The sequence below is a fragment of the Ruegeria sp. SATB027 genome, assembly GCF_059613825.1.
Genome location: NZ_JBXWTH010000017.1, coordinates 47,579 through 70,244, shown reverse-complemented (window position 1 = coordinate 70,244; position 22,666 = coordinate 47,579). Strand labels below are relative to the sequence as shown.

General features: G+C 56.7%; 17 protein-coding genes and 3 tRNA genes. 6 read left to right on the top strand and 14 right to left on the bottom strand.

Annotation, left to right across the window (positions count from 1 at the left end; translation table 11 throughout):
• Positions 1-4 precede the first annotated feature (4 nt).
• The 3 genes from rnd to purM form a co-directional block, all read right to left on the bottom strand.
• Positions 5-1,162 carry a ribonuclease D gene (gene rnd / locus AC2FPW_RS02305; protein ID WP_496812437.1) on the bottom strand — a complete coding sequence of 386 codons (1,158 nt, stop codon included), beginning with the start codon at positions 1,160-1,162 and terminating at the stop codon, positions 5-7.
• A gap of 114 nt (positions 1,163-1,276) precedes the next feature.
• Positions 1,277-1,873 (bottom strand): phosphoribosylglycinamide formyltransferase, encoded by a 597-nt coding sequence (gene purN / locus AC2FPW_RS02300; RefSeq protein ID WP_496812436.1) that lies wholly within the window; start codon positions 1,871-1,873, stop codon positions 1,277-1,279.
• The gene (gene purM, locus AC2FPW_RS02295; protein ID WP_496812435.1) at positions 1,870-2,916 is read right to left on the bottom strand and encodes a phosphoribosylformylglycinamidine cyclo-ligase; all 1,047 of its coding nucleotides are present in this window, start codon (positions 2,914-2,916) and stop codon (positions 1,870-1,872) included. Before purM ends, purN begins: the two co-directional genes overlap by 4 nt.
• Before the next feature lie 107 nt (positions 2,917-3,023).
• Here purM and AC2FPW_RS02290 point away from each other — a divergent pair.
• Positions 3,024-3,100 (top strand) — tRNA-Ile (locus AC2FPW_RS02290).
• Positions 3,101-3,371: 271 nt separating this feature from the next.
• Here AC2FPW_RS02290 and AC2FPW_RS02285 read toward each other — a convergent pair.
• Complete coding sequence (locus tag AC2FPW_RS02285; protein ID WP_496812434.1) at positions 3,372-4,691, bottom strand: ATP-binding protein; 1,320 nt, start codon at positions 4,689-4,691, stop codon at positions 3,372-3,374.
• A 44-nt stretch (positions 4,692-4,735) separates the two neighbouring features.
• On the opposite strand from AC2FPW_RS02285, the gene AC2FPW_RS02280 reads away from it, so the two are divergent.
• Together AC2FPW_RS02280 and AC2FPW_RS02275 are read left to right on the top strand one after the other, a co-directional pair.
• Positions 4,736-5,650 carry an MBL fold metallo-hydrolase gene (locus tag AC2FPW_RS02280; RefSeq protein WP_496812433.1) on the top strand — a complete coding sequence of 305 codons (915 nt, stop codon included), beginning with the start codon at positions 4,736-4,738 and terminating at the stop codon, positions 5,648-5,650.
• Positions 5,651-5,726: 76 nt separating this feature from the next.
• A tRNA-Asn gene (locus AC2FPW_RS02275) sits at positions 5,727-5,801 on the top strand.
• A 385-nt stretch (positions 5,802-6,186) separates the two neighbouring features.
• Here the strand turns inward: AC2FPW_RS02275 and AC2FPW_RS02270 are convergent.
• Positions 6,187-7,752: a glycosyltransferase family protein gene (locus tag AC2FPW_RS02270; RefSeq protein ID WP_496812432.1), complete on the bottom strand. Its 1,566-nt coding sequence runs from the start codon at positions 7,750-7,752 to the stop codon at positions 6,187-6,189.
• Positions 7,753-8,087: 335 nt separating this feature from the next.
• Between AC2FPW_RS02270 and AC2FPW_RS02265 the strand changes: the two genes are divergently transcribed.
• Positions 8,088-8,162 (top strand) — tRNA-Asn (locus AC2FPW_RS02265).
• 22 nt (positions 8,163-8,184) lie between these two features.
• Here the strand turns inward: AC2FPW_RS02265 and AC2FPW_RS02260 are convergent.
• From AC2FPW_RS02260 to zwf, 4 genes are all read right to left on the bottom strand, one after another.
• Positions 8,185-9,804, bottom strand: coding sequence for a long-chain-fatty-acid--CoA ligase (locus AC2FPW_RS02260; RefSeq protein ID WP_496812431.1), 1,620 nt, complete (start codon positions 9,802-9,804; stop codon positions 8,185-8,187).
• A gap of 183 nt (positions 9,805-9,987) precedes the next feature.
• Positions 9,988-11,598 carry a glucose-6-phosphate isomerase gene (gene pgi / locus AC2FPW_RS02255; RefSeq protein WP_496812430.1) on the bottom strand — a complete coding sequence of 537 codons (1,611 nt, stop codon included), beginning with the start codon at positions 11,596-11,598 and terminating at the stop codon, positions 9,988-9,990.
• A gap of 4 nt (positions 11,599-11,602) precedes the next feature.
• The gene (gene pgl / locus AC2FPW_RS02250; RefSeq protein WP_267365520.1) at positions 11,603-12,274 is read right to left on the bottom strand and encodes a 6-phosphogluconolactonase; all 672 of its coding nucleotides are present in this window, start codon (positions 12,272-12,274) and stop codon (positions 11,603-11,605) included.
• Positions 12,271-13,725 (bottom strand): glucose-6-phosphate dehydrogenase, encoded by a 1,455-nt coding sequence (gene zwf / locus AC2FPW_RS02245; protein WP_496812429.1) that lies wholly within the window; start codon positions 13,723-13,725, stop codon positions 12,271-12,273. Before zwf ends, pgl begins: the two co-directional genes overlap by 4 nt.
• Positions 13,726-13,888: 163 nt before the next feature.
• On the opposite strand from zwf, the gene AC2FPW_RS02240 reads away from it, so the two are divergent.
• Positions 13,889-14,842, top strand: coding sequence for a radical SAM protein (locus tag AC2FPW_RS02240; RefSeq protein WP_496812428.1), 954 nt, complete (start codon positions 13,889-13,891; stop codon positions 14,840-14,842).
• Positions 14,843-14,954: 112 nt separating this feature from the next.
• On the opposite strand, the gene AC2FPW_RS02235 is transcribed toward AC2FPW_RS02240, so the two are convergent.
• Complete coding sequence (locus AC2FPW_RS02235; protein ID WP_267366492.1) at positions 14,955-15,224, bottom strand: usg protein; 270 nt, start codon at positions 15,222-15,224, stop codon at positions 14,955-14,957.
• Between the two features lie 192 nt (positions 15,225-15,416).
• Between AC2FPW_RS02235 and gyrA the strand changes: the two genes are divergently transcribed.
• A complete protein-coding gene (gene gyrA / locus AC2FPW_RS02230) occupies positions 15,417-18,137 on the top strand; it encodes a DNA gyrase subunit A (RefSeq protein WP_480485510.1) in 2,721 nt (906 codons plus the stop codon).
• 45 nt (positions 18,138-18,182) lie between these two features.
• Here gyrA and yghX read toward each other — a convergent pair whose 3' ends face one another.
• From yghX to AC2FPW_RS02210, 4 genes are all read right to left on the bottom strand, one after another.
• Positions 18,183-19,079, bottom strand: a complete 897-nt coding sequence (gene yghX, locus AC2FPW_RS02225) for a YghX family hydrolase (protein WP_496812427.1) — start codon at positions 19,077-19,079, stop codon at positions 18,183-18,185.
• Between the two features lie 63 nt (positions 19,080-19,142).
• Positions 19,143-20,612, bottom strand: a complete 1,470-nt coding sequence (locus AC2FPW_RS02220) for a carboxypeptidase M32 (RefSeq protein ID WP_496812426.1) — start codon at positions 20,610-20,612, stop codon at positions 19,143-19,145.
• A gap of 4 nt (positions 20,613-20,616) precedes the next feature.
• Positions 20,617-21,762 (bottom strand): heme A synthase, encoded by a 1,146-nt coding sequence (gene ctaA / locus AC2FPW_RS02215; protein WP_496812425.1) that lies wholly within the window; start codon positions 21,760-21,762, stop codon positions 20,617-20,619.
• Positions 21,763-21,821: 59 nt separating this feature from the next.
• A complete protein-coding gene (locus AC2FPW_RS02210) occupies positions 21,822-22,565 on the bottom strand; it encodes an RNA methyltransferase (RefSeq protein ID WP_267366342.1) in 744 nt (247 codons plus the stop codon).
• Positions 22,566-22,666: the final 101 nt, after the last annotated feature.

The following is a 22,666-nucleotide window of genomic DNA, read 5'->3' as shown; positions in this document are numbered from 1 at the left end:
GCCGTTAAAGCGAGACGACCTTGACCGCCTGCCCTTTGGCCGCCAGCGCGATTTTCCCCTCGCACAGTTTCAGCGCGTCTTCACCAAAGACTTCGTAACGCCAACCTGACATCGCGGGCAATTCTCGTTCACCAGCAGCAATCTGGTCCAGCTCGGAACTTGTTGCGATCAGCTTGGCCGCAACGCCCGAACTTTCGGTTTTGGATTTCAGCAGAACCCGAAGCAAGTCGGCCAAAGCCGGGTTGACCTTCAGGTTGTCACGGGAATTGTCGATCTTCGGCAGATTTTCCTGCGGACAATTTGTGCCCTTCGTCACCGCAGCAAGAATACCTTCGGCAATCGGACCTTTGCGTGCCTCGCGCAACAAAAGGCGCGATCCACCGAGATCGGCGATTGTCTTGGGCTTGGTCGACGCCAGTTCGATCAAGGCGTCATCCTTGAAGACCCGGTTGCGCGGTACGTTATTTTCCTGCGCATACCTTTCGCGGAACTGCGCCAGCTCGCGTACAACAGCCAGGAACTTGGCCGAATTCGTTCGTGTTTTGACCCGCTTCCACGCCTCTTCGGGGCGAATGTCATACGTGGCAGGCTGTGTCAGCGTCCGCAGCTCTTCAGCCACCCAGTGGCTGCGCATCGTCTTTTTGAGTTCCGCAGCAAGATATTCGTAGATATTGCGAAGATGCGTCACATCCGCCAATGCATATGTTTTCTGCGCCTCCGTCAAAGGACGACGGGACCAATCGGTGAACCGCGACGTCTTGTCGACGCCCTGTTTGCAGATTTTCCGCACCAGCGTCTCATAGCCGACCTGCTCGCCAAACCCGCAGACCATTGCGGCGACCTGTGTGTCGAACAACGGGTTGGGGAACACACCGGCCTCGACCCAGAAAATCTCAAGATCCTGACGCGCGGCGTGGAACACCTTGACCACGTTCTCGTTTCGGAAAAGCTCATACAGCGGTTCGAGAGACAGGCCATCCACCAGCGGATCAACCAGAACCGCGCTGTCTTCATCATCAGAGGGAAGCGCCAGTTGCACGAGGCACAGTTTCGAATAATAGGTTCGCTCGCGCAGAAACTCGGTATCGACTGTGATATATGGATAGCTTGCGGCCGCCTTGCAGAAATCAGCCAGTTCTTGCGTCGTCGTCAGAGTTTTCATGCGCCGTACTAGTTTTGCTCTTGCTCTTGTGAGTGCCCGTAATTTCCCTCGCCCCCAAGCGATACCGACGACCATAGGACGATTTTCAGGCGAGTGTAAATCACCCTCGGAACCTCACTGCATGAGAACGGGTGACCTGTTGCCTTCGGCAAAGCGGCGCAGCACCGCTGGATAAAGTTCATGTTCCCGGATCAAAACTTTTGAAGCCAGAGTTTCCGGGGTATCCGTTGGTTCGATATCCACCCGTGCCTGACCCAGAATTGGGCCATCATCCAGCGCCGCCGTCACCTCATGGACCGAGCAGCCATGTTCCGCATCACCCGCTTCAATTGCGCGGGCGTGGGTATGTAACCCCTTGTATTTGGGCAGCAATGAGGGGTGGATGTTCAACATTCGCCCCTGAAAGCGCGTTACGAAATCCGCGGTCAGCACCCGCATGAACCCGGCCAGACAGACAATATCCGGCCGCGCGTCTTCCAAAGGCTTTAGCAACTCAGCCTCAAAGGCTGCGCGATTGCCCTTGAATGGCCGGTGATCGACCACTGCGGTCGGAATGCCACGGTCCGCAGCTTTTTTCAGCCCCCCCGCCTGCGCATCGTTGGACAGGACCAAACAGGGCCGCGCCGGATGATCACCGGTCATGCTGTCGACAAGCGACACCATGTTGGACCCGCCCCCAGAGATCAGGATCGCGACGCGCTTGTGGTTCACAGCAGTTTGCCCGAATAGGCAACTCCGGGCGTATCGGTGACCGTACCGATCCGCGACACGGTCTCGCCAGCCTCGGTCAGCAAGGTCGAAAGCTGATCGGCCTTATCTGGATCACACACCATGATCAGACCGATGCCACAGTTGAAGGTCTTGAGCATCTCAGCTTCCGCTATACCGCCAATCTGCGCCATCCAGCTGAAAACAGACGGCAATTGCCAGCTGTCCAGATCAATCTGGGCGCCCAACCCTTCCGGCAATACGCGCGGCAGGTTCTCGGTCAGACCGCCACCGGTGATATGGGCCAGTGCGTGAACTCCACCTTCGCGGATCGCGGACAGGGCCGGTTTGACATAAAGGCGCGTTGGCGTAAGCAGCGCCTCGCCCAGCGAACCTTCACCAAAGGGGCACGGTGCATCCCAGCCCAGCCCAGACAGTTCGACGAGTTTACGTACCAGTGAGTACCCGTTGGAATGCACTCCGTTCGAGGCCAGACCAAGCAGCACGTCCCCCGCCTGCACTCCAGAAGGCAGATCGGCACCGCGTTCCATTGCCCCGACCGAAAAGCCGGCCAGATCGAAATCGCCATCAGGGTACATGCCAGGCATCTCGGCAGTTTCGCCACCAATCAGAGCACAGCCGGATTGCGCACACCCTTCGGCAATTCCTTCAATGATCCGTGCGGCTGTATCCGTGTCCAGCTTGCCTGTCGCGAAATAGTCGAGAAAAAACAGGGGCTCGGCCCCCTGACAGATCAGGTCATTGACACACATGGCCACCAGATCGATGCCAACCCCGTCCACGACGCCGGTATCGATCGCAATTCGCAGTTTTGTACCAACCCCGTCCGTGGCACCAACCAGAATGGGATCCTGATACCCGGCAGCCTTCAGATCGAACAGTGCGCCGAAACCGCCCAGACCGCTCATCACGCCGGGGCGGTTGGTTCGCTTTGCTGCGGGCTTGATCCGGTCAACCAGAGCATTGCCCGCGTCAATATCCACGCCTGCATCGGCATAGGTGATTCCGTTCTTGCCCGCTGTCATGGCCAGTTCCTTTTGAATGCTTTGCGGGCGGGTTATTCGATTGTGGCGTTTGTTGCAACGGTCAGGCTTGACGCGGCTGTTCACCGTGATACGCAATGCGCCTAGGCGGGCCTGTAGCTCAATTGGTTAGAGCAGAGCGCTCATAACGCTTTGGTTGGGGGTTCGAGTCCCTCCGGGCCTACCAAATCACCGCCACGTGCCTTGAACACCCCGCACATCCCACTGGTTTTGTTTGCGTTTTTGAAAATAAGCATTCATCCTGACCTGTGCAACCAGTCCATATGCGGTTCGAATTCAAAGGCATTGGTCCAGTTCGCAGATTTCCAGTTTCGATTTAATCGCCATGGGATGACAGGTCTTGCGGAACAACTCCGAAACCTTTTCGCGAGAAATGCAGCCCCTCGGCTCAGAATATCGTCATGTTGGCGCGGCTTTGAACCGGTGAAGGTGTCAGTTTACCGGCCAATAATAATATCCGCGCACAAACCGCCCAGACGTTCACTTTTGGCCAGTCTCAGAGTGCCACCATGGGCGCGGGCAACGTCCGCCACGATCGCCAACCCCAAACCCACGCCACTACCCTGATTCTGGTTGCGCGCTGGGTCGAGCCGCGTAAAGGGTTTGACCGCCTCTGTGCGCTGCTCTGCGGGAATTCCAGGGCCATCATCTTCAACACGGATGCGCAATGACTTGGTGTTCAGTGACAGGCTGACCTCGGCCCGGCTGCCGTAGCGCACGGCATTGCCGATGAGGTTTTCAACGGCCCGACGAACAGCCATGGGGCGCAGCATTGCAGTTCCCTGCCCCTCGACAGCGACCAGTTCGGCTTGATGCCCGGCTCGTGTCGCGTCATCTACAATCTGTCGAACAAACTCAGCCGGATTGATTTCCTCGGGCGATCCTTCGGACGCCCCGCGTGAGAATTCGAGGAATGCATCAACCAAGGACTGCATTTCCGCCACGTCCTGTAGCAAAGGTCGTGCCTCATCCTCAGGTAACATTGCCAGTCCAAGTTTCAGGCGCGTCAGAGGCGTGCGCAGGTCATGACTGACGCCGGACAACATCAGCGTCCGTTGTTCGATCTGACGTTCGATCCGTGACCGCATATCCAGAAACGCATTCCCCGCCGCGCGTACTTCGATGGCACCGCCCGGCGAGTACGGTACGCTCCGCCCTCGTCCAAACGCCTGCGCCGCATCGGCCAGCCGTGTGATGGGGCGCAACTGGTTTCGCATGTACAAAAATGAAATCGAAGTCATGATGATCGCGAAAAACAGCATCGTCACGATCAACTGATGCGGCGCCGCTGGCGACAATCTGCGCCGGTCGAAGGTCAGTTCCAGCACCCCTAGATGCGTATCCAGGTACAGACGCGCTTCGCGGCTGCTTGGCAACGCAACAGCACTCAGCTCCGGCAACCTTGCGCGAAGCTCGGCCTCGACCTGCGGTGCTATGAAGTCGTACCACCGTGAGCGACCTAATTTGGGAGTTTCGTTGGGGGGCAGAAATCTGGCCTGCATTTCCAGCGCCAGAATATCCGGGCGCACTTCGGCCAAGGCCTGGTGCTGCGTCTCGGCCCTGTCCATCATGGAGGTGATCAGCATCACTTCCCTTGAGGCTGCGCGCGTCATCTGGTCAGTGACATCTTCCAGGTGCTTTTGAAGAAAGGCAACTCCTACAACCAGCAGCAACGCGATCACAGGAAGAACCAGAATCAGCGCTGCTCGGGCATAAAGGCTGCGTGGCATATAGGGTTTGAGCCAATGCGTGGACATGCGCTAAACCTAGCGGGCTGCCCGGACAAGAGAAAGAGCACAGAATGCAGGCACCTGACGAATTCAATCCACCCGCTGGTGTTGCGACAGAATTGCAACCGGGTCTTCGGCGCATTCTGGCCCCCAACCCGTCACCGATGACCTATCGCGGCACCAACACCTATCTGCTGGGCGATCGTGACATTGCCGTCATTGACCCCGGGCCCGCAAGCGAAGAGCATTTGAACGCGATCCTGAATGAACTGCGACCTGGCCAGAGAATCAGCCACATAGTCGTCACGCACACACATCTGGATCACTCACCCTTGGCAGCACCCCTTGCCGCGCGAACGGGAGCTGCGATCTATGCGTTTGGTGGTCCCGAATCCGGTCGCAGCGCTGTTATGGCGACCCTTGCAGCGCGTGGATTGGCCGGAGGTGGCGAAGGCATCGACACCGCGTTTCGTCCGGATATCGAGGTTGCGGATGGTGAGGTCATCTTTGGCGATGACTGGCAGCTTGAGGTTATTCACACTCCGGGGCATCTGGGAAACCACATTGCCCTGGCATGGCAGGATACCTGTTTCACCGCCGACCATGTGATGGGATGGGCCAGTTCGCTGGTGTCGCCACCGGACGGAGACCTGACCGATTTCATGACAGCCTGCCACCGCCTGCGCGCGCGTGACTGGTCCGTTTTTCACGCGGGCCACGGTGCGCCGATTGCAGACCCCGCCGCGCGATTGGATTGGCTGATCCGGCACAGGCAAAACCGCGAAGCCCAGATTCTGTCCGCGCTCGACGAAGCAGACGGATCGGCGCGGCACCTGGCCGAACGTATCTACACCGACACACCCGCGACACTGCTGTCAGCCGCGGAGCGGAATGTTTTTGCCCACCTCGTTGATCTGACGGGAAAAAAACAGGTGTCACCGCTCGGCGAACTATCTGCCACAGCGGTTTTTCGCAAAGATCTATGAAGCCGCGAAAAATTTTCAAAGTTCGCGTGCTTAACCTCTGGACGCCGGGATTCCGGGTTGCTATACGCCCCTCAGTTCCGGCGTAGCTCAGCGGTAGAGCAGTTGACTGTTAATCAATTGGTCGTAGGTTCGATCCCTACCGCCGGAGCCAATCATCCCCTAAGAACGCAGAATACGCTTAAGATGCGCACAACCGGTCAATAAAGTGTACCGGTCCCGCCCTCAAACCTCTTATGACAGCGCACAAAGCAACTGACAACTTTCTGTTATTGTTTAATTTTCACACGGTAAAACTGAAAGACAAAGTTACTTGGGATCACTTGGCCGCGCACGCCTTAGTGCTGAAGTTTCACTCGATCCTGTCGCAAACCTGAAAACTCGGTCGTTTGTTGCTGCCCCACTCGGAACAGTATCACTCTGCGAAACAGAACATCCGTCAGACTTTAGTTTGCGCCATACATGGCGTTACTGCAGTGAGAACGATCGCGTACATGGTTTCAATCGAACTTAAAAAAGTCAAAGTTAAACTCCTGACCTCAAAGCGCAGTGACCCGTTCGACAATTGCAGCAGCTCTGACGTCAAACGAGTGGTTCTGACGCATCTGATGCGCGAAAGCGATCCGCTCCATACGACGGTCCAGGCTCTCATTCTGTGCAGCCGCGATTGCTTCAGAAAACTCTTCTTTGTTGCGAACGACGTAGAGGTAAGGTGCAATATCTTCCGGAAACCAGCCTACATCATCAGTGATTACAGGAGCGGCGCAAGCCAGAGCATCGAAAATCCGGTTTGAGGGGAAACCAGCGGATTGCATTGCACGCGTATGGTCGTTGAGGACTGCAGACGCGGTACGATACACTTCGGACAGTTCCTCGTTCGGCACTCTTTCACCCATAAAATATTCTTGCGCGTCGGTATTTTCCCAGCCGTTTCCCCAGAGTCGGATTTCGTTATTTGTATCCAATGCGAACCGTACCATCGGTCGGGTTCCGTCTCGTGCAATACCTACAAAAACTGCGGACCCACGATCAGCCAAAGCCTTTGGTGGTGCCATTTTCTCAGGATCGAAAGCTTGCGGGAGAAGGGACGTTTTCTCCACCCCAACAAGGGATGCAACATCGTCCAGTGCTGGTTTGCCAGCGACAAAGAAATGGTCTCCTCCGGCTATCTCATCTTTGGTTAAGCCCGGTTTCGACATAAGCCAAAAAACTGTTCTCCGACCAGGTACAGGCACATAGCTAGCGCCACCCTTTAAGACAATATCAATCTCGTCGGGGGTTTCGACTATGTTCCAATGTTTTCTAGTCTGGACACGGGCACGATGCCCGGCACGCTGAAAAGCCGACATGAGTGCAACGCCGAAATGGAAATCACCCCACCGCTCCTGAACACGCGGCCTTGGCACTGGCAGTTTAATTGCAAAATTCAGCTTTTCCGACCTCCGAACCCAAGGAGACTTGGATGTTGATGTAATCTCAAAGCTGTTTACCGTCGTTTCACAGTCGGATATCCCGTCGAAAACACGACGGATATCATCGTAATTCTCCTGCAAAACTCTGTTCTTAGGATCAAGGTTCTCCACCACGACCAAACCTGTCGGGGCCGCATCGTATAGTGTAACTTTAAGGTCAGGTCGGTATTTCCTTAAGATGGGGACAATTTTCCAGACATCGCCAGTCCACGCACGTGATTTAACTGTTCGTCTGTCTCGGTTCGCCATGTTTGAATTCCACGGCATACAATCATGCATTACGATTCTACCACCCGGTGCCATGTAACGCTCGGTATTGAAGAAGTCGCGCAACAGAAACTCGTAGAGATGCATGCCATCCAGAAACGCGAGATTGAGATTTATTTCTGCGTTTTCAAGAAAACCGGATGCGAAGAAATCGTCACTAGTTTGCTGCATGAGCAACAATTGACTTTTTCCTTTCAAAACATCTTGGTTAAGACGAAATTCCGGATCGATTGCGATAGAATTTGAATGTGATAGCGCAAGGCTACGACCAGTTTGTGTCCCTATTTCCAGGTACCAATCCGGCAGCATCTTACGATGCATACCGTCTAGAATCTCCAGATACGGGTGTCCCTCTGCTTTGCGCATGCTCGTTCCTTTTTCGGTCAGTTCGCATAGCTTGATATGCCTGTTGCGAAAGTCGTGACCTGTTTTTTTCAGGCAAACTAACATCGAAGCCAGACGCTGGTAAACCCGTACAAACGAGCTTCAAGTTAAAACGGTCAAGGAACCGAAAACCGCATTTTGCACGGCAGCGTTACCCGCGTTACTGGTCCGGGATCGGCAAAGTCTAGTGAAGCGCTGTATCGGACGGATCGTTTTGAAAAAAACGCGGGATCAGATGAGAGAACATGTGCTTTCCGCCGAAAAATACGTTTTTGCATCTGGACCTCCACTTATCCTGTTGATACACGCCCCTCAGTTCCGGCGTAGCTCAGCGGTAGAGCAGTTGACTGTTAATCAATTGGTCGTAGGTTCGATCCCTACCGCCGGAGCCAATTCAGCCCGCTAAATCGCGTCTCATCCCCCAAGGGCATCCTTGAAATCCGCACGCAGATTGCGTTTCAGCACCTTTCCGGTTGCGTTCAGCGGCAGCGCGTCAACAAAAACAACCTTGTCCGGAATCTGCCATTTGGCAATTTTCCCTTCGAAAAAGGCCAGAAGTTCCTTTTCGCTTGGATTCTCGCCATCGGCCCTTACTGCAACTAGCAAGGGGCGTTCGTCCCATTTCGGATGCGGAACACCGACCACGGCGGCAGTTGCCAGTTTCGGATGCGCAACAGCGATGTTTTCAAGTTCGACCGAGCTGATCCACTCCCCTCCGGACTTGATGATGTCCTTGGATCGGTCACGAATGGTCATGTAACCATCGGCGTCCAGCGTTGCGACATCGCCTGTGGCGAACCAACCGTCTTGCAACAGATCCTGATCCTGCATCAGGAAATAGCTGTCCAGTACCCAATGCCCCCGCACCATCAGATCGCCCTGCGTTTCACCGTCATGTGGCAGATCTTTGCCGTCATCATCCACGATTTTCAGTTCAACCCCAAACGGTGGCCGGCCCTGACTCAGACGGATAAGGTGTTGTTCGTCCAGCGGCAGCACCAGATGTTTGGCCAAAGGGTAGTTGGCTGTACCAAGCGGGCTCATCTCGCTCATTCCCCACGCATGTACCGTATCGACGTCATATTCATTCCGGAAAGTCTCCATCATCGAAGGTGGGCAAGCGGCACCTCCAATCACGGTCCGTTCGAGGCTTTTCAAACTCGTCCCGCATTTGGCTGCATGCGCCAACAGTCCCTGCCAGATTGTTGGCACCCCCATGGCCAGCGTCACGCCATAGGTGTCGATCAGATTGACCAGCGCCTCGCCATGCAAATCCGGGCCGGGTAAAACCAGTCGCGATCCGGACATGGCGCAGGCATAAGGCGAGCCCCATGCATTAACGTGGAACATAGGAACGACGGGCATCACGACATCCATCGCCGAAAAGCCGATCACGTCGCGCGTATTCGACGCGAAACTGTGCAGGACCGTCGATCTGTGGGAATAAAGAACCCCCTTGGGATGGCCGGTTGTACCCGACGTGTAACACAGCCCTGACGCGGTGTTTTCATCCAGTTCAGGCCAATCAAAGGCCGCGTCACCGGTTTCGATCAGCTCATCATAAAATTTCAGGTCGGGTATCTTTGCTGCAGCGTCATCATTGCGGGGGCCCATCAGAACAAAATGGCGAACATCCGTCAGCGCACCGTGCAAGGCGGCAACCAGCGGGACGAAGGTTGCATCAAAGAACAACACCCGATCCTGAGCATGGTTGATAATGTAAGTCAGTTGTTCAGGAAAAAGCCTCGGATTGACCGTGTGACAGACATATCCCGCACCCGAGGTGGCATAATAGATCTCCAGATGCCGACGATTGTTCCAGGCCAGCGTCCCGACCCTGTCCTGCGGCTCCAGACCCAGCTGCGTCAGGGCCGACGCCAAACGCCGGGCGTTCACGGCTATCTCGGACCAATTGGTTTCTGTCACTGATCCATCCGTTTCGACCGAGAAAATCTCGGTCTGACCGTGGTAGCGCTGTGCGTGATCAATCAGCGACGAAATCAGCAAAGGCTGTGTCATCATCTGTCCCAGCATGGACATCCTCCCGTCATGGGCGGGACCTTGCCTGGCCCCTGCCTGTTCCGTCTGGCACAGACAGGCAGGGGTGTTCCCCGTCACGTCAGTCCAGCCGTTTCCTATAAGGAACCCTGCCAATCATTTAATTGTCTGACAATAAAAGAATGCAACCCACACCGGTAGCGGAATACATCCCGTCGCCTAATCCCGGTGTTTCAGCGCGTAGGCGACCAATGCTGCGGTCGACCCATCTTTGCCCTCGGCGCTTTCTTCGCCATCCACGATGGGGCCAAGCGAATTGGCCAGTTCCTTGCCCAGCTCAACCCCCCACTGGTCGAAAGAGTTGATGCCCAGCAACACGCCTTCGACAAACACCCGGTGTTCATAAAGCGCAATAATCTGACCCAACACAAACGGTGTGAGTTTGGGGTAAATCAATGTTGTCGAGGGACGATTGCCGGGGAAAACCCGGTGCCGGGCCTGCCGGTCCAGTTCACCACCCTGATACCCCTGCTGCGTCATGCGTTGGCGCGCTTCTTCGAACGAACGGCCACGCATCAGGGCCTCAGACTGCGCCAGACAATTGGCCAAAAGCAGACGGTGGTGATGGGTCAGTTCTGGTTCATGCCCCTCGGCCGCAACCATGAATTCGCAGGGAATGACATCCGTGCCCTGATGTATCAGCTGGTAAAACGCGTGTTGTCCATTGGTGCCCGGCTCACCCCAGACGACAGGTCCTGAAGGCATGGTCAAGGACGACCCATCCATCGCCACGGATTTGCCATTCGACTCCATTTCCAACTGCTGGAAATAAGCGGGCAGACGCAATAACCGCTGGTCATAAGGCAGCACCGCACGACTGGTATGCCCCAGAACCTGACGATGCCAGATGCCAACCAATGCCAGCATCACAGGCATGTTTTCATCCCAGTCAGCCGAGCGGAAGTGCAGGTCCATCGCCTGCCCGCCGCGTAAAAACGCGTCAAATGCGTTTGAACCAACAGCAATCATGACCGGCAAGCCAACCGGCCCCCAAACCGAATAACGCCCACCGACCCAATCGGCGAAACCAAATACATGCGCCTCGGGAATACCGAAGGCCTTCGTCTTATCCAGAGCGCTGGAAACGGCGGCGAATTGGCGCGACGGATCGCCGCCGCCTTCTGACATCCACGCGCGGGCGGTGCGCGCATTGGTCATCGTTTCGATTGTGGTAAAGGTTTTTGAGGCGACAATGACCAGCGTTCGCGTCGGGTCAAGCTGCTGCAACGTGTCCGCAATATGCGCCCCATCCACATTCGAGACGTAATGCACCCGCGGTCCATCGTGATAAGGTGCCAGCGCCAACGTGGCCATGACAGGGCCCAGGTCTGAACCGCCGATGCCGATATTGACCACATCGGTAAAGCTGCCCCCTGCCCCAGCGATGGCGCCGCCGCGCACCTCTTCAGCGAACACGCGCATCCTTTGCAGCGTGTCCAGAACCTCGGGCATGACATCCTGACCGTCCACCTCAACCGGCCCGCCATCAAGGTTGCGCAAGGCCGTGTGCAACACCGCGCGGCCTTCGGTCTCGTTGATCTTCTCACCCGCAAACATCGCATCACGCCGAGACGCCAGACCAGCCTCTTCACACAATTGAATGAGCGCGGATCGCACCTCATCATCAATCTGTGTCTTTGAATAGTCGAAAACCATATCCCCGGTTGAGGCTGAAAATCCTTCGGCCCGGTTTGCATCTGCTGCAAACAGGTCAAGGATACGACGGTCACTTGTCGTCTGAGCCAGTGTTTTCAAAGCATCCAGATGCATTGCTTTACTCCGCCCAATGTACGGTCATGCCACCAAGAACCGCGGCGATCGGTGCCTCTTCCGGCGGTAGCGACATAGCTTTTTCAAGAACGGCGCGTTTTGCCTGACCATAGATGATCAGATGTTTCGACAGCGCCCCGTCCAGGACCGGAGCGGTCAGGGAAATTCGCGCCTCTGGCTGCACTTCGGTCCGGGCAACGATCAACGTAGGGGCATCACTGCGCAAAGCTTCGTCCAGCCCTTCCATTCCCGGAAACAGAGAGGCCGTGTGCATGTCTTCGCCCATTCCCAGCACCAACACCGACAATGGCAATACCGGCGCAATCAGTGACTCGATTTCGGGCAACGCTGCTTCAGGTTCTGAACCAGGGACATAAAGCGGAATATATTGCGCCACAGAGGCCCGGTTGGTCAACAACCTTTCGCGGATCAAACGCTCGTTCGAGCGCTCATGGTCCGCTGGCACACAGCGTTCATCCGTGGGCAACACACGCACGCGATCCCACTCAAGATCGGCAGCACACAGGCTGTCAAAAACGGGGCCCGGAGTTGTTCCCCCCGGAACAGCCATTGCAACGGTATCATGGTGCAGCAATGCGGCCTCAAGGTCGCCCGCCAGCACGTTAGCCACGTCGATGGCAAGCATTTCGCGATCAGCATATTCCTGAATTTTCATGGCTTTATCCCTTGCCAGTGGCGTCCGTCACGTTTCATCAGCAGTTCGGCGTCGCCCGGCCCCGTGCTGCCGCTGTCATAAGGCTTGGGCACATCCCCGCGCGCCAACCATCCTGCGATTATTGGGTCGGTCCAGGCCCACGCGGCCTCAACCTCATCCCCGCGCATGAACAGGGTCTGATTTCCGCGGATCACGTCCATTACCAGGCGTTCATACGCATCTGGCGGGTCCTGATTTTCGGGGCCCAGGGCTTCGGCAAAGCTCATGTCCAAGGGAACGTCGATCAGACGCATCCCACCCTGCCCCGGTTCCTTGATCGTCACCTTCAGCGTGATCCCCTCGTTCGGCTGCAACCGGATCGACAACGTATTTGCATGGCGCCCCGCCTCTTCCCCAAATATCGAATGTGGCGCGTCCTTGAACATCACGTTGATCACCGACGAGCGCGCCACCAGACGCTTGCCGGTGCGCAGGTAGAACGGCGTACCTGCCCAACGCCAATTGCTGATATGAGCCTTCAACGCCACATAGCTTTCGGTGGTTGATCGCGGGTTGCCAACGCAGTCCCGGTATCCCGGACCGTCCGATCCGGCCGCAAACTGCCCCCGCACGATGTGGTGCGGTTCAACCGGATCAAGCGCCCGTATCACCTTGAGCTTTTCATCCCGAACTGCGTCAGGATCAAATTTGGCCGGAGGTTCCATCGCAATCAGGCACAGCAGCTGCATCAGGTGGTTTTGCACCATGTCCCGCATCGCGCCCGCGCGCTCATAATAATCTTCGCGCCCTTCGATACCGACAGTTTCCGCGACCGTTATCTGGATATGGTCGACATACTGGCTGTTCCACAGCGGTTCGAACAGCATATTGCCAAACCGGACCGCCATCAAATTCTGGACGGTTTCCTTGCCCAGATAATGGTCGATCCGGTAGATTTGATTTTCGTTAAAATGCGCGGCCAGTGTGGCATTCAAGTCCCGTGCGCTTGCCAAATCATGTCCAAACGGCTTTTCGACCACGATACGGGTTTCTTCTGTCACCAGATCATACGCCCTAACCCGCTCGGCCAATGGCCCGAACAGGCTGGGACCGACCGAGAAATAGAAAGCGCGAACCCGGTTCGGTGACAGCTTTTCGCCCAGCACATTCCAACCTTCGGTCGTCAAGGCATCCAGCGATACATAGTCGACCCGTTGCAGGAAACGGGTCAGGGCTTGCGAATTCCGGGCCCGTTCCGAAGCATGCCGTTGCAGCGACGCAGCAACCATCTTTCGAAATTCATCCGCTGAATGACCGGCGCGCGCGGCTGCAATAATCCGGGCATCCTCATGCCACTGACCTGCACAATACCGACGGTAAAGCGCAGGCAGGATCTTACGCTGCGCCAGATCACCGGTGCCGCCGAAAATAACCAGATCAAATGGATCAACAGGGATGACACGTGAAACCATGAGTTGTCCTTACCCTGACCCTTCCGGCATGTCCAATGTTAGCGCAACCAAAACACAATAAATCTTGTTGATCAAAACTCTGTCAGAACCTCTGCACCAGACTTACCAAATCCGCGACAAAGGGCTAGATCAGTTTGATGACTTCAACGAACCGGATGTGGGAATGAAAGACAACGCCCCTCAGCTTGCGAATATCGGCAAGTTTCAGCGTAAGCGGGTGACAGCCGATGGCCAGACCCGCGCAAAAGTTTCCCTAACCAACCCTCAGACCCTGTGGTTCAACACCGGCACGCTGTGCAATATTGAATGCGTAAACTGTTATATTGCCAGCAGCCCGACCAATGACTCACTGGTTTATATCACTGCGGACGAGGTTCGTGACTACCTGGATCAAATCAAAGCCCGCAATTGGCCGGTGCGTGAAATCGGTTTTACAGGCGGCGAGCCTTTCCTGAACCCCGAGATGATCGACATGACACGTGCTGCGCTGGAGCGTGGATACGAAGTTCTGATCCTCACCAACGCGATGGCCCCGATGATGCGCCGCAAGATGCGTGACGGGCTGCTGGCATTGCAACGGAAATTCAATGACAAGCTGACCCTGCGCGTTTCCGTCGATCATTACCGCGCAGAACTGCACGACCTTGAACGCGGCAAGGGGAGCTTTGAAAAAACCCTGACGGGTATGAAGTGGCTGCGCGATCACGGCTTTAACATGGCTGTTGCCGGGCGCACTGTTTGGGGTGAGTCTGACACGGAAAGTCGTGCGGGTTATGCCGCATTCTTTACAGAGCACGGCTTTGACATTGACCCGCATAACCCGGCACAGACCGTCCTGTTTCCCGAGATGGACGAAACTGTCGAAGTACCCGAGATTACAACGGCTTGCTGGGGAATACTGAACAAGTCACCCGATGCATTGATGTGCGCCAGCGCCCGCATGGTGGTGAAACGGAAAGGCGCTGACCGGCCTGCCGTGTTGGCCTGCACCCTGCTGCCCTACGAGTCGGAATTCGAGATGGGTCATTCTCTGGCCGAATCCGAGGCTGACGTTCACCTGAACCACCCCCATTGTGCCAAATTCTGCGTGTTGGGCGGCGCCAGTTGTTCTGGCTGATTGGGTCAGGAAGTTCCTGATTTCATTTCAGACGCATCATCAGATACGCGCCGACCGCTTCGGTTCATTGTTTGAAGAGCATGCACTAACGGAAACTGCGCCTGCCCCTCGCTCAATTCACACGAAACTCGCCTACCATGTTGCGCCACTCACCCGGTGCGATCATTTTGCGGTGGGTGAATTTGACAGAATGCAGCGGGCCTTCGATTTCGCGCTGCCAGAAGTCGATGAATTTGAACAATTTCGGATGATCCGGCGCAAGGTCGTAATCCTGCCAGATGAACGTGTTCAAGACGTGGATATAGTCTGGCATATGATAGAAAAACTCCGCCGTCGTCAGCCCGTACCCCTTGAGCATCAATTCGGTTTCGCTTGGATTCATGCAGACCTCCTGTTTGATACAAGGCCTGTTCAAGATACCACGAAAACCTTCTAATACTTATATAACAATATGTTACTTGAGTATTACCGGGGAATTTCCCCGTAAAGGCGCTGCTTGCTTGCACCTTATGTGCCGGGTCTGATAAGATACACCCACAAGATATAGACCCAGAACAAGACACGGGCAGTTTACGTGAGCGATACGCCAGAAATTCCTGAAAACATGGATGAAACCCCGCCCGAGCGCCCAGTCTATGACGGCCCGACGGTTTCCATCGAATCCGAAATGCGCACGTCCTATCTGGACTATGCCATGTCGGTCATCGTCAGCCGCGCGATCCCTGATTTGCGCGACGGGCTGAAACCGGTTCACCGGCGTATCCTTTATGCAATGCACGAAACGGGGAATACCCACGATAAGGCGTACCGCAAATCGGCACGCCCGGTGGGCGACGTGATGGGTAAGTACCACCCGCATGGTGACAGTGCGATCTATGACGCGCTGGTGCGGATGGCGCAGGATTTCTCGATGTCGCTGCCGCTGCTGGATGGTCAGGGCAACTTTGGCTCGATGGACGGCGACAACCCGGCGGCTATGCGGTATACCGAAGTGCGGATGGACAAGCCCGCCGCTTCCCTGTTGGCTGATATCGAAAAAGAAACGGTCGATTTTCAGGACAACTATGACGGCAAGGACCGGGAGCCGACAGTTCTGCCGGCCCGTTTCCCGAACATGCTGGTCAATGGTGCCGGAGGTATCGCCGTGGGGATGGCGACAAACATTCCACCGCACAACCTTGGCGAAGTAGTCGATGCGACTCTGGCGCTGATCGACGATCCCGACCTTACATCAGAACAGTTGATCGAATACGTCCCCGGCCCCGACTTTCCAACCGGCGGTGTGATGCTTGGGCGCTCAGGTGCGCGCAAGGCCTATCTGGAGGGCCGCGGCAGCGTCATCATCCGCGCCAAGACCCGAGTGGAAGAAATCCGCAAGGACCGCTATGCCATCGTTGTCGACGAGATTCCCTATCAGGTGAACAAGGCCGCGATGATCGAAAAGATCGCTGAGGCGGTTCGCGAGAAGCGGATCGAAGGCGTGGCCCATGTACAGGACGAATCCGACCGCAACGGCGTACGCGTTGTGGTCGAGCTCAAGCGCGATGCGACGCCCGAGGTGGTGCTGAACCAGCTCTACCGCTTTTCGCCGATGCAGACCTCCTTTGGCTGCAATATGCTGGCGCTGAATGGTGGCCGCCCTGAACAGCTGACCCTGCGCAGGTTCCTGACCTCGTTCATCGACTTCCGTGAAGATGTCGTTGCCCGCCGTACGGCCTATGACCTGCGCAAGGCGCGTGAACGCAGCCACATCCTGTGTGGTCTGGCTGTGGCGGTGTCCAATGTCGATGAAGTGGTCGCAACGATCCGGTCGTCTGCAGACGCCGCCGAGGCCCGCGAAAAACTGATGACCCGCCGTTGGCCTGCCTCCGACATCGAAGGCTATTTGCGCCTGATCGATGATCCTCTGTCCAAGATGAATGACGATGGCACCTATAATCTGACCGAGGTTCAGGCCCGTGCCATTCTGGAGTTGCGCTTGCAACGCCTGACCCAACTGGGCGTCAAAGAGGTTACGGACGAGCTGGAAGAACTGGCGGCCAAGATCAAGGAATACCTTGATATTCTGTCCTCACGCGAACGGATCATGGGCATCATCGCTGATGAGCTGCGCAGCGTGCGTGAACAGTTCGCGGTCGACCGCCGCACTGAGATCGTCGACTGGTCCGGTGACATGGAAGACGAAGACCTGATCGAGCGTGAAGACATGGTCGTGACCGTCACTTCGGGCGGGTACATCAAACGCACACCGCTGGCAGATTTCCGCGCCCAGAAACGCGGTGGCAAGGGCCTGTCGGGGATGCAGACCAAGGAAGAGGACGTTGTGACCAACCTCTTCGTTGCGAACACCCATACACAGCTGCTGTTCTTCACGACGGACGGGATGGTCTACAAGCTCAAGACCTGGCGCTTGCCCCAATCCGGGCGCACCGGCAAAGGTAAGGCCATCGTCAACATCCTTCCGATCCCAACTGGCGTTTCCATCGCCGCGATCATGCCCGTGGATGTACCGGACGAGGAATGGGAAAACCTCCAGATCGTCTTTGCCACCAGCGCAGGTGACGTGCGTCGTAACCGGTTGTCGGACTTCACCAATGTCCGGCGTAACGGCAAGATTGCCATGAAGCTGCCCGACGGCATTGAACTGGTGAATGCGCGCATCTGTTCGGAAGACGAAGACGTGATGCTGGTCACCAATTCCGGCCGCGCGATCCGCTTCCGGACAACTGACGTGCGTGTCTTCAACTCGCGCGAATCCACAGGTGTCCGGGGGATCAGGCTGACCAACGGTGACCGCGTCGTTTCGATGTCCGTGATCCGTCATTTCGAGGCGACACCCGAAGATCGTGTGGCCTATCTCAAGATGCGGCGTGCGGTTGCGGGGCTTACCGAAGAAGACGCTGGTGAAGACGAGGAAGCCGCAGCAAGCAGCGATTTCAGTCAGGAGAAATACGCCGAGATGTCGGCTGCTGAAAACCTTATCCTCACTATCACCGCTGGTGGTGCAGGCAAGTTGAGTTCAAGCCACGACTACCCTGTGCGCGGACGTGGCGGCATGGGTGTGGCGGCGATGGACAAGGCCATGCGCGGCGGGGACTTGGTTGCATCCTTCCCGGTCGAGATCGACGATCAGATCATGCTGGCCACATCGAAAGGCCAATCTATCCGGGTGCCGGTCGATGGTATCTCGTTCCGCTCACGTTCCGCAGGTGGCGTGAAGGTATTCAATACCGGCAAGGGCGAAGAAGTCGTCAGCGTCGCGTGGATCGCCGATCAGGGCGACGAGGAAGAATAATGACAGTAACCCCGGGCACCGGTTCGACGGTTCCCGGGGTTCAGCTCATGTCAGGTAGGCATTGAAAAAAGCGATGGTCCGGCTCCATGCCAGATTTGCTGCGGCTTCGTCATACCTGGGCGTCGTATCGTTGTGAAAACCGTGATTGACGTCCGGATAGAAGTGCACGCTGAATTTCTTTTGATTGGCTTTCAGCGCCTCTGAATATGCAGGCCATCCAGCGTTGATACGCTCATCCAATCCGGCATAGTGGATCATAAGAGGTGCTTCGATGGACGGAACATCTTCGGCTGGTGGTTGCCGACCGTAGAATGGCGCCGAGGCCGCAAGGTCCGGATAGGCTACGGCCAACGCGTTGCAAACACCTCCGCCATAGCAGAAGCCGACAGCGCCAACCTTGCCTGTCGAAAGTTCATGATCACGAAGGAATTCAAAGGCGGCGAAGAAATCCGCCATCAGCTTTTCCCGGTCCATCGAGCGCTGCATTTCTCGCCCTTCTTCATCAGTACCGGGATAGCCGCCAAGGGGCGACAACCCATCAGGTCCAAAAGCCAGAAAACCGGCCTTGGCCGCGCGGCGCACGACGTCCTCGATATAGGGGTTTAGACCCCGGTTCTCGTGCACGACCAGTACCGCTGGCAATTTTCCTTCGGCATTTGCCGGCATCGCCATCAGGCCGCTGGTTTCGCTATGCCCATCCGGGCTGTCATATGCGACCACCATGGTTTGGATCGCGGGATCGTCCGGGGCCACCTGTTGCGCCCAGGCGTAATTGGGTTGCAACTGGTCCAGAATCATTGCGCCTGTCATTCCGGCAGCCGTGTATTTACCAGCTTTTGAAATGAACTCACGCTTGGACATCGTGCCGTGCACATATCCATCAAATATCTCGAGGATACGCGGATCAAAATCACTGGCTTTTTTGCGGGCGTTTCCGGTCATCGTTGCCTCCCAGGCGATGGTATCGGTGCACCGATTCTAACGCCTGAGCTGCAATTCGGAAACTCACAAATCGTAAAGCGCGCCGAACTTGGTCTCGAGATAGCTTAGCAATGGGTCCGGTCCGGGCTCGATGCCGCTAGCACGGGCAATCACCTCGCGCGGTGCATAAAGGCCGCCATGCTGCTGCACATGCTCGCGCAACCAGCCGGTTGCGCCGGTGGTGTCGCCGCGAGCCAGTTGCGCATCAAGATCGGGCTCTGAACCGCGCAACGCCTGATAGAGGCACCCAGCATAGACATTGCCCAGCGAGTATGTCGGGAAGTAACCGAACAGCCCAACCGACCAGTGCACATCCTGCAAACAACCGTTCGAGGGCTTGTCGACCGCATAACCGAAATCTGCCTTGAACCGATCATTCCAGGCGGCTTCCAGATCGCCGACCTGCAAGTCTCCGGCCATCAGCGCGCGTTCCAGATCAAACCGCAGCATGATGTGCAGATTGTATTGAACTTCATCCGCCTCGGTGCGGATATAGCCGTTATGGACGCGGTTGGCCGTCGCATAAAACGCATCCGGATCGGCAATGCCGAAATCGCCGAACGCCTCTTTCATTTGTTCGAACAACCAACCGGTAAAGGCCCGCGACCGACCCAACTGGTTTTCGTAGATCCGGCTTTGACTTTCATGCACGCCCATCGACACACCAGACCCGAGCGGTGTCAGCAGGTATTTCCTGTCGATCCCCTGTTCATAGGCGGCGTGGCCCACCTCGTGAATGGTGGAATAGAAACAATTGAACGGGTCTGTTTCGCTGGTTCGCGTGGTGATGCGGACGTCAAAACCACTGCCTGAACTAAACGGGTGAACCGCCTTGTCCACGCGACCATTGTTCAGGTCATAGCCAAAGGCGACCGCCAGTTTTTGTGTCAGACGCATCTGGGTCTGCTCATCAAAACTGCGGTTCAGGGCAGCTGGCTCGGGCCGCTCCAGCACAGCGGCGCGCAGGGCCACCAGTCGTGGGCGCATCTGGTCGAAGATATCCGCAATCTGTGCGCTGGTCGTGTAAGGCTCGTAATCCTCGACCATGGCGTCGTATACGTCGCCCCCTTGCGCCAGCGCCTCGCCTTCCTGTCGTTTCAGCGACACGACTTCTTCCAGAACCGGAAGAAAGGCCGTGACATCTTCGTCCGCGCGCGCCTGCGCCCACTTTCCCTGCGCAGCGGATGTCACACGGGCAATCGCCGTCGCCAGATCTGCAGGCACCTTCACCGCGCGATCATATGCGCGCCGGATTTCACGAATCTGCGCCTTGCCGACCTCATCCTGAGGCGCGGCCTGATCCAGCCATTCGGCAACACGAGGATCAGAACGACGTGCGTGCAGGACAGATTCGATAGCTGCCATTTCTTCGGCGCGCTGTGGCGCTGCGCCGCGCGGCATGACGGTTTCCTGATCCCAGCCAAGCCGACCGGCGATCTGGCCCAAAGCCGAAGTTTCCCGCTGAAAGGTCATCAGTTCATTGAAAGCGGTCATAATTTCAAACTCCGCGCACAGATGTTGCGATTGGATAAGCCGTGAGGAACCGCGCGCGCAGGATCAGCGTCCAAACGATGACGGCCATAAACTGGTGGAAGATAGCGACTTGCCATGGCGCGCCGTAAACCACGGTCACGATGCCGACGACGACCTGTAACGAAAGCGCGGCGAAAGCAGCGTTGAAGGCAAAACGCGTCTGCGGATGCGCGCTGCCGCTGCCACGTCGCCAGGCGACAACGGCGAAGATGAACAGCAGATACCCTGCACACCGGTGGATGAACTGTACCAGACCAGGGCTTTCAAAGAAGTTTCGCCACATCGGCTCCAACATAGTCGCATCCGGTGGAAGCAACTGCCCTCCCATCAGCGGCCAGTCGGTGTAAGACCGCCCGGCGTCGATCCCGGCGACAAGCGCGCCAATGAGTATTTGTAAAAAGGCGAAGTGCATCAGCCCTGTGGACAATGAAAACAGCCTGACCTCTTTGGCCCGGCGCGCCTGCATCAGGTCACGTTCTTCCCGGCCGAGTTCAAAGATGTACCAGGCCAGCGCTCCCAGGATCACAAAAGCCAGCCCCAAATGCGTTGCCAGACGGTAACTTGCAACAGCCGTCATGCCTTCACCCTGGGTGACGCCCGAGGCCACCATCCACCAACCAACAGCGCCCTGCAGACCGCCAAGAAGACCCGGAACGATCAGCTTTCCCGTCCACCCTGTCGGGATCTTGCGGGTGAGAAGAAAGGTCAGAAATCCAGCGGCCCAGACCAGACCGATCATGCGGCCCAACTGACGATGGCCCCATTCCCACCAATAGATGGATTTGAAATCACCCAGTTCCATCCACTGGTTCTGGATGCGCCATTGGTCAATCTGCTTGTACTTGTCGAACTCTGCCTGCCAGTCCGCTTCGGTCATCGGCGGCAAAGCTCCGGTGATCGGGCGCCATTCGGTGATCGAGAGGCCGCTGTCAGTCAGGCGCGTCAAGCCGCCAACCGCGATCATCACAACGACCAGAGCAAACAGGATCATCAGCCAGACGCGGATCGCATTGCGCGCGCCGCCGCGCCCCCGGTCGATCATACCGGGTTGAACCGCCTGTTGTTTTTTGGTGTCCGTGACCTCTTCGAAGATGCTGCGCTTACCGCTCATGCTGTCCTCATGTCCTGATTTTGTCGCAAGCTAGGGCTTGGGTGAAGATAGGTCCAGCCTCAGCCTTTATCCTTCCAGCGGACCATCTGACGCATGATCCCGTGCAACATCTGCACATCGGCCCGTGTCATACGCATCCGCGACCACAGGTTGCGCAGGTTAACCTTCATCCCTTCGGCCTTTTCGGGAGGGTAGAAGAACCCCGCCTCCTCCAGCCTGTCCTCGTAATGCTCGACAAGTTTTTCGACCTCGACCCCAGTGGCCCAGTCACCTTTGCCCAGATCGGTCGATTCATGCACCACATCCCCGGTCTGGCGCATCCACTCATAGGCGGTCAGCAATACGCATTGACCAAGGTTCAGCGAAGCATATTCCGGGTTTACCGGCACCGAGATGATCGCGTTGGCCTTGGCGATGTCTTCATTCTCTAGCCCCGCGCGTTCAGGGCCGAACAGAACGGTAACCTTCTCGCCTGCCGCGATCTTTCCGGCGGCAATCTTCATTGCGTGTTCTGGGCTGTAGACAGGTTTGGTCAAGCCCCGCTGACGGGCTGTCGTGGCGAAAACAAACGTGCTGTCGGCCAGCGACCCGGCCAAGTCGTCAAACAGCTGCGCCTCATCCAGCAAGCGCCCTGCGCCGCTGGACATTGCCACCGCTTTGGGGTTCGGCCAGCCGTCACGCGGGGCCACGATACGCATCCGGTCAAGCCCAAAGTTCCACATCGCCCGCGCAGCAGCACCGATGTTTTCACCCATTTGCGGGCGCACAAGCACGAAGGAAGGCTGGGGTTTGTCGCTGGGCATGGCTCACCTTAAGAAAACTTGGCCTGCTGTAATTGGCAGGCTCTTGCAGGGCAAGGCGCAGGGGCGTTATTTGCAGGCTCTGATCCATAAAAGTTTGCTTC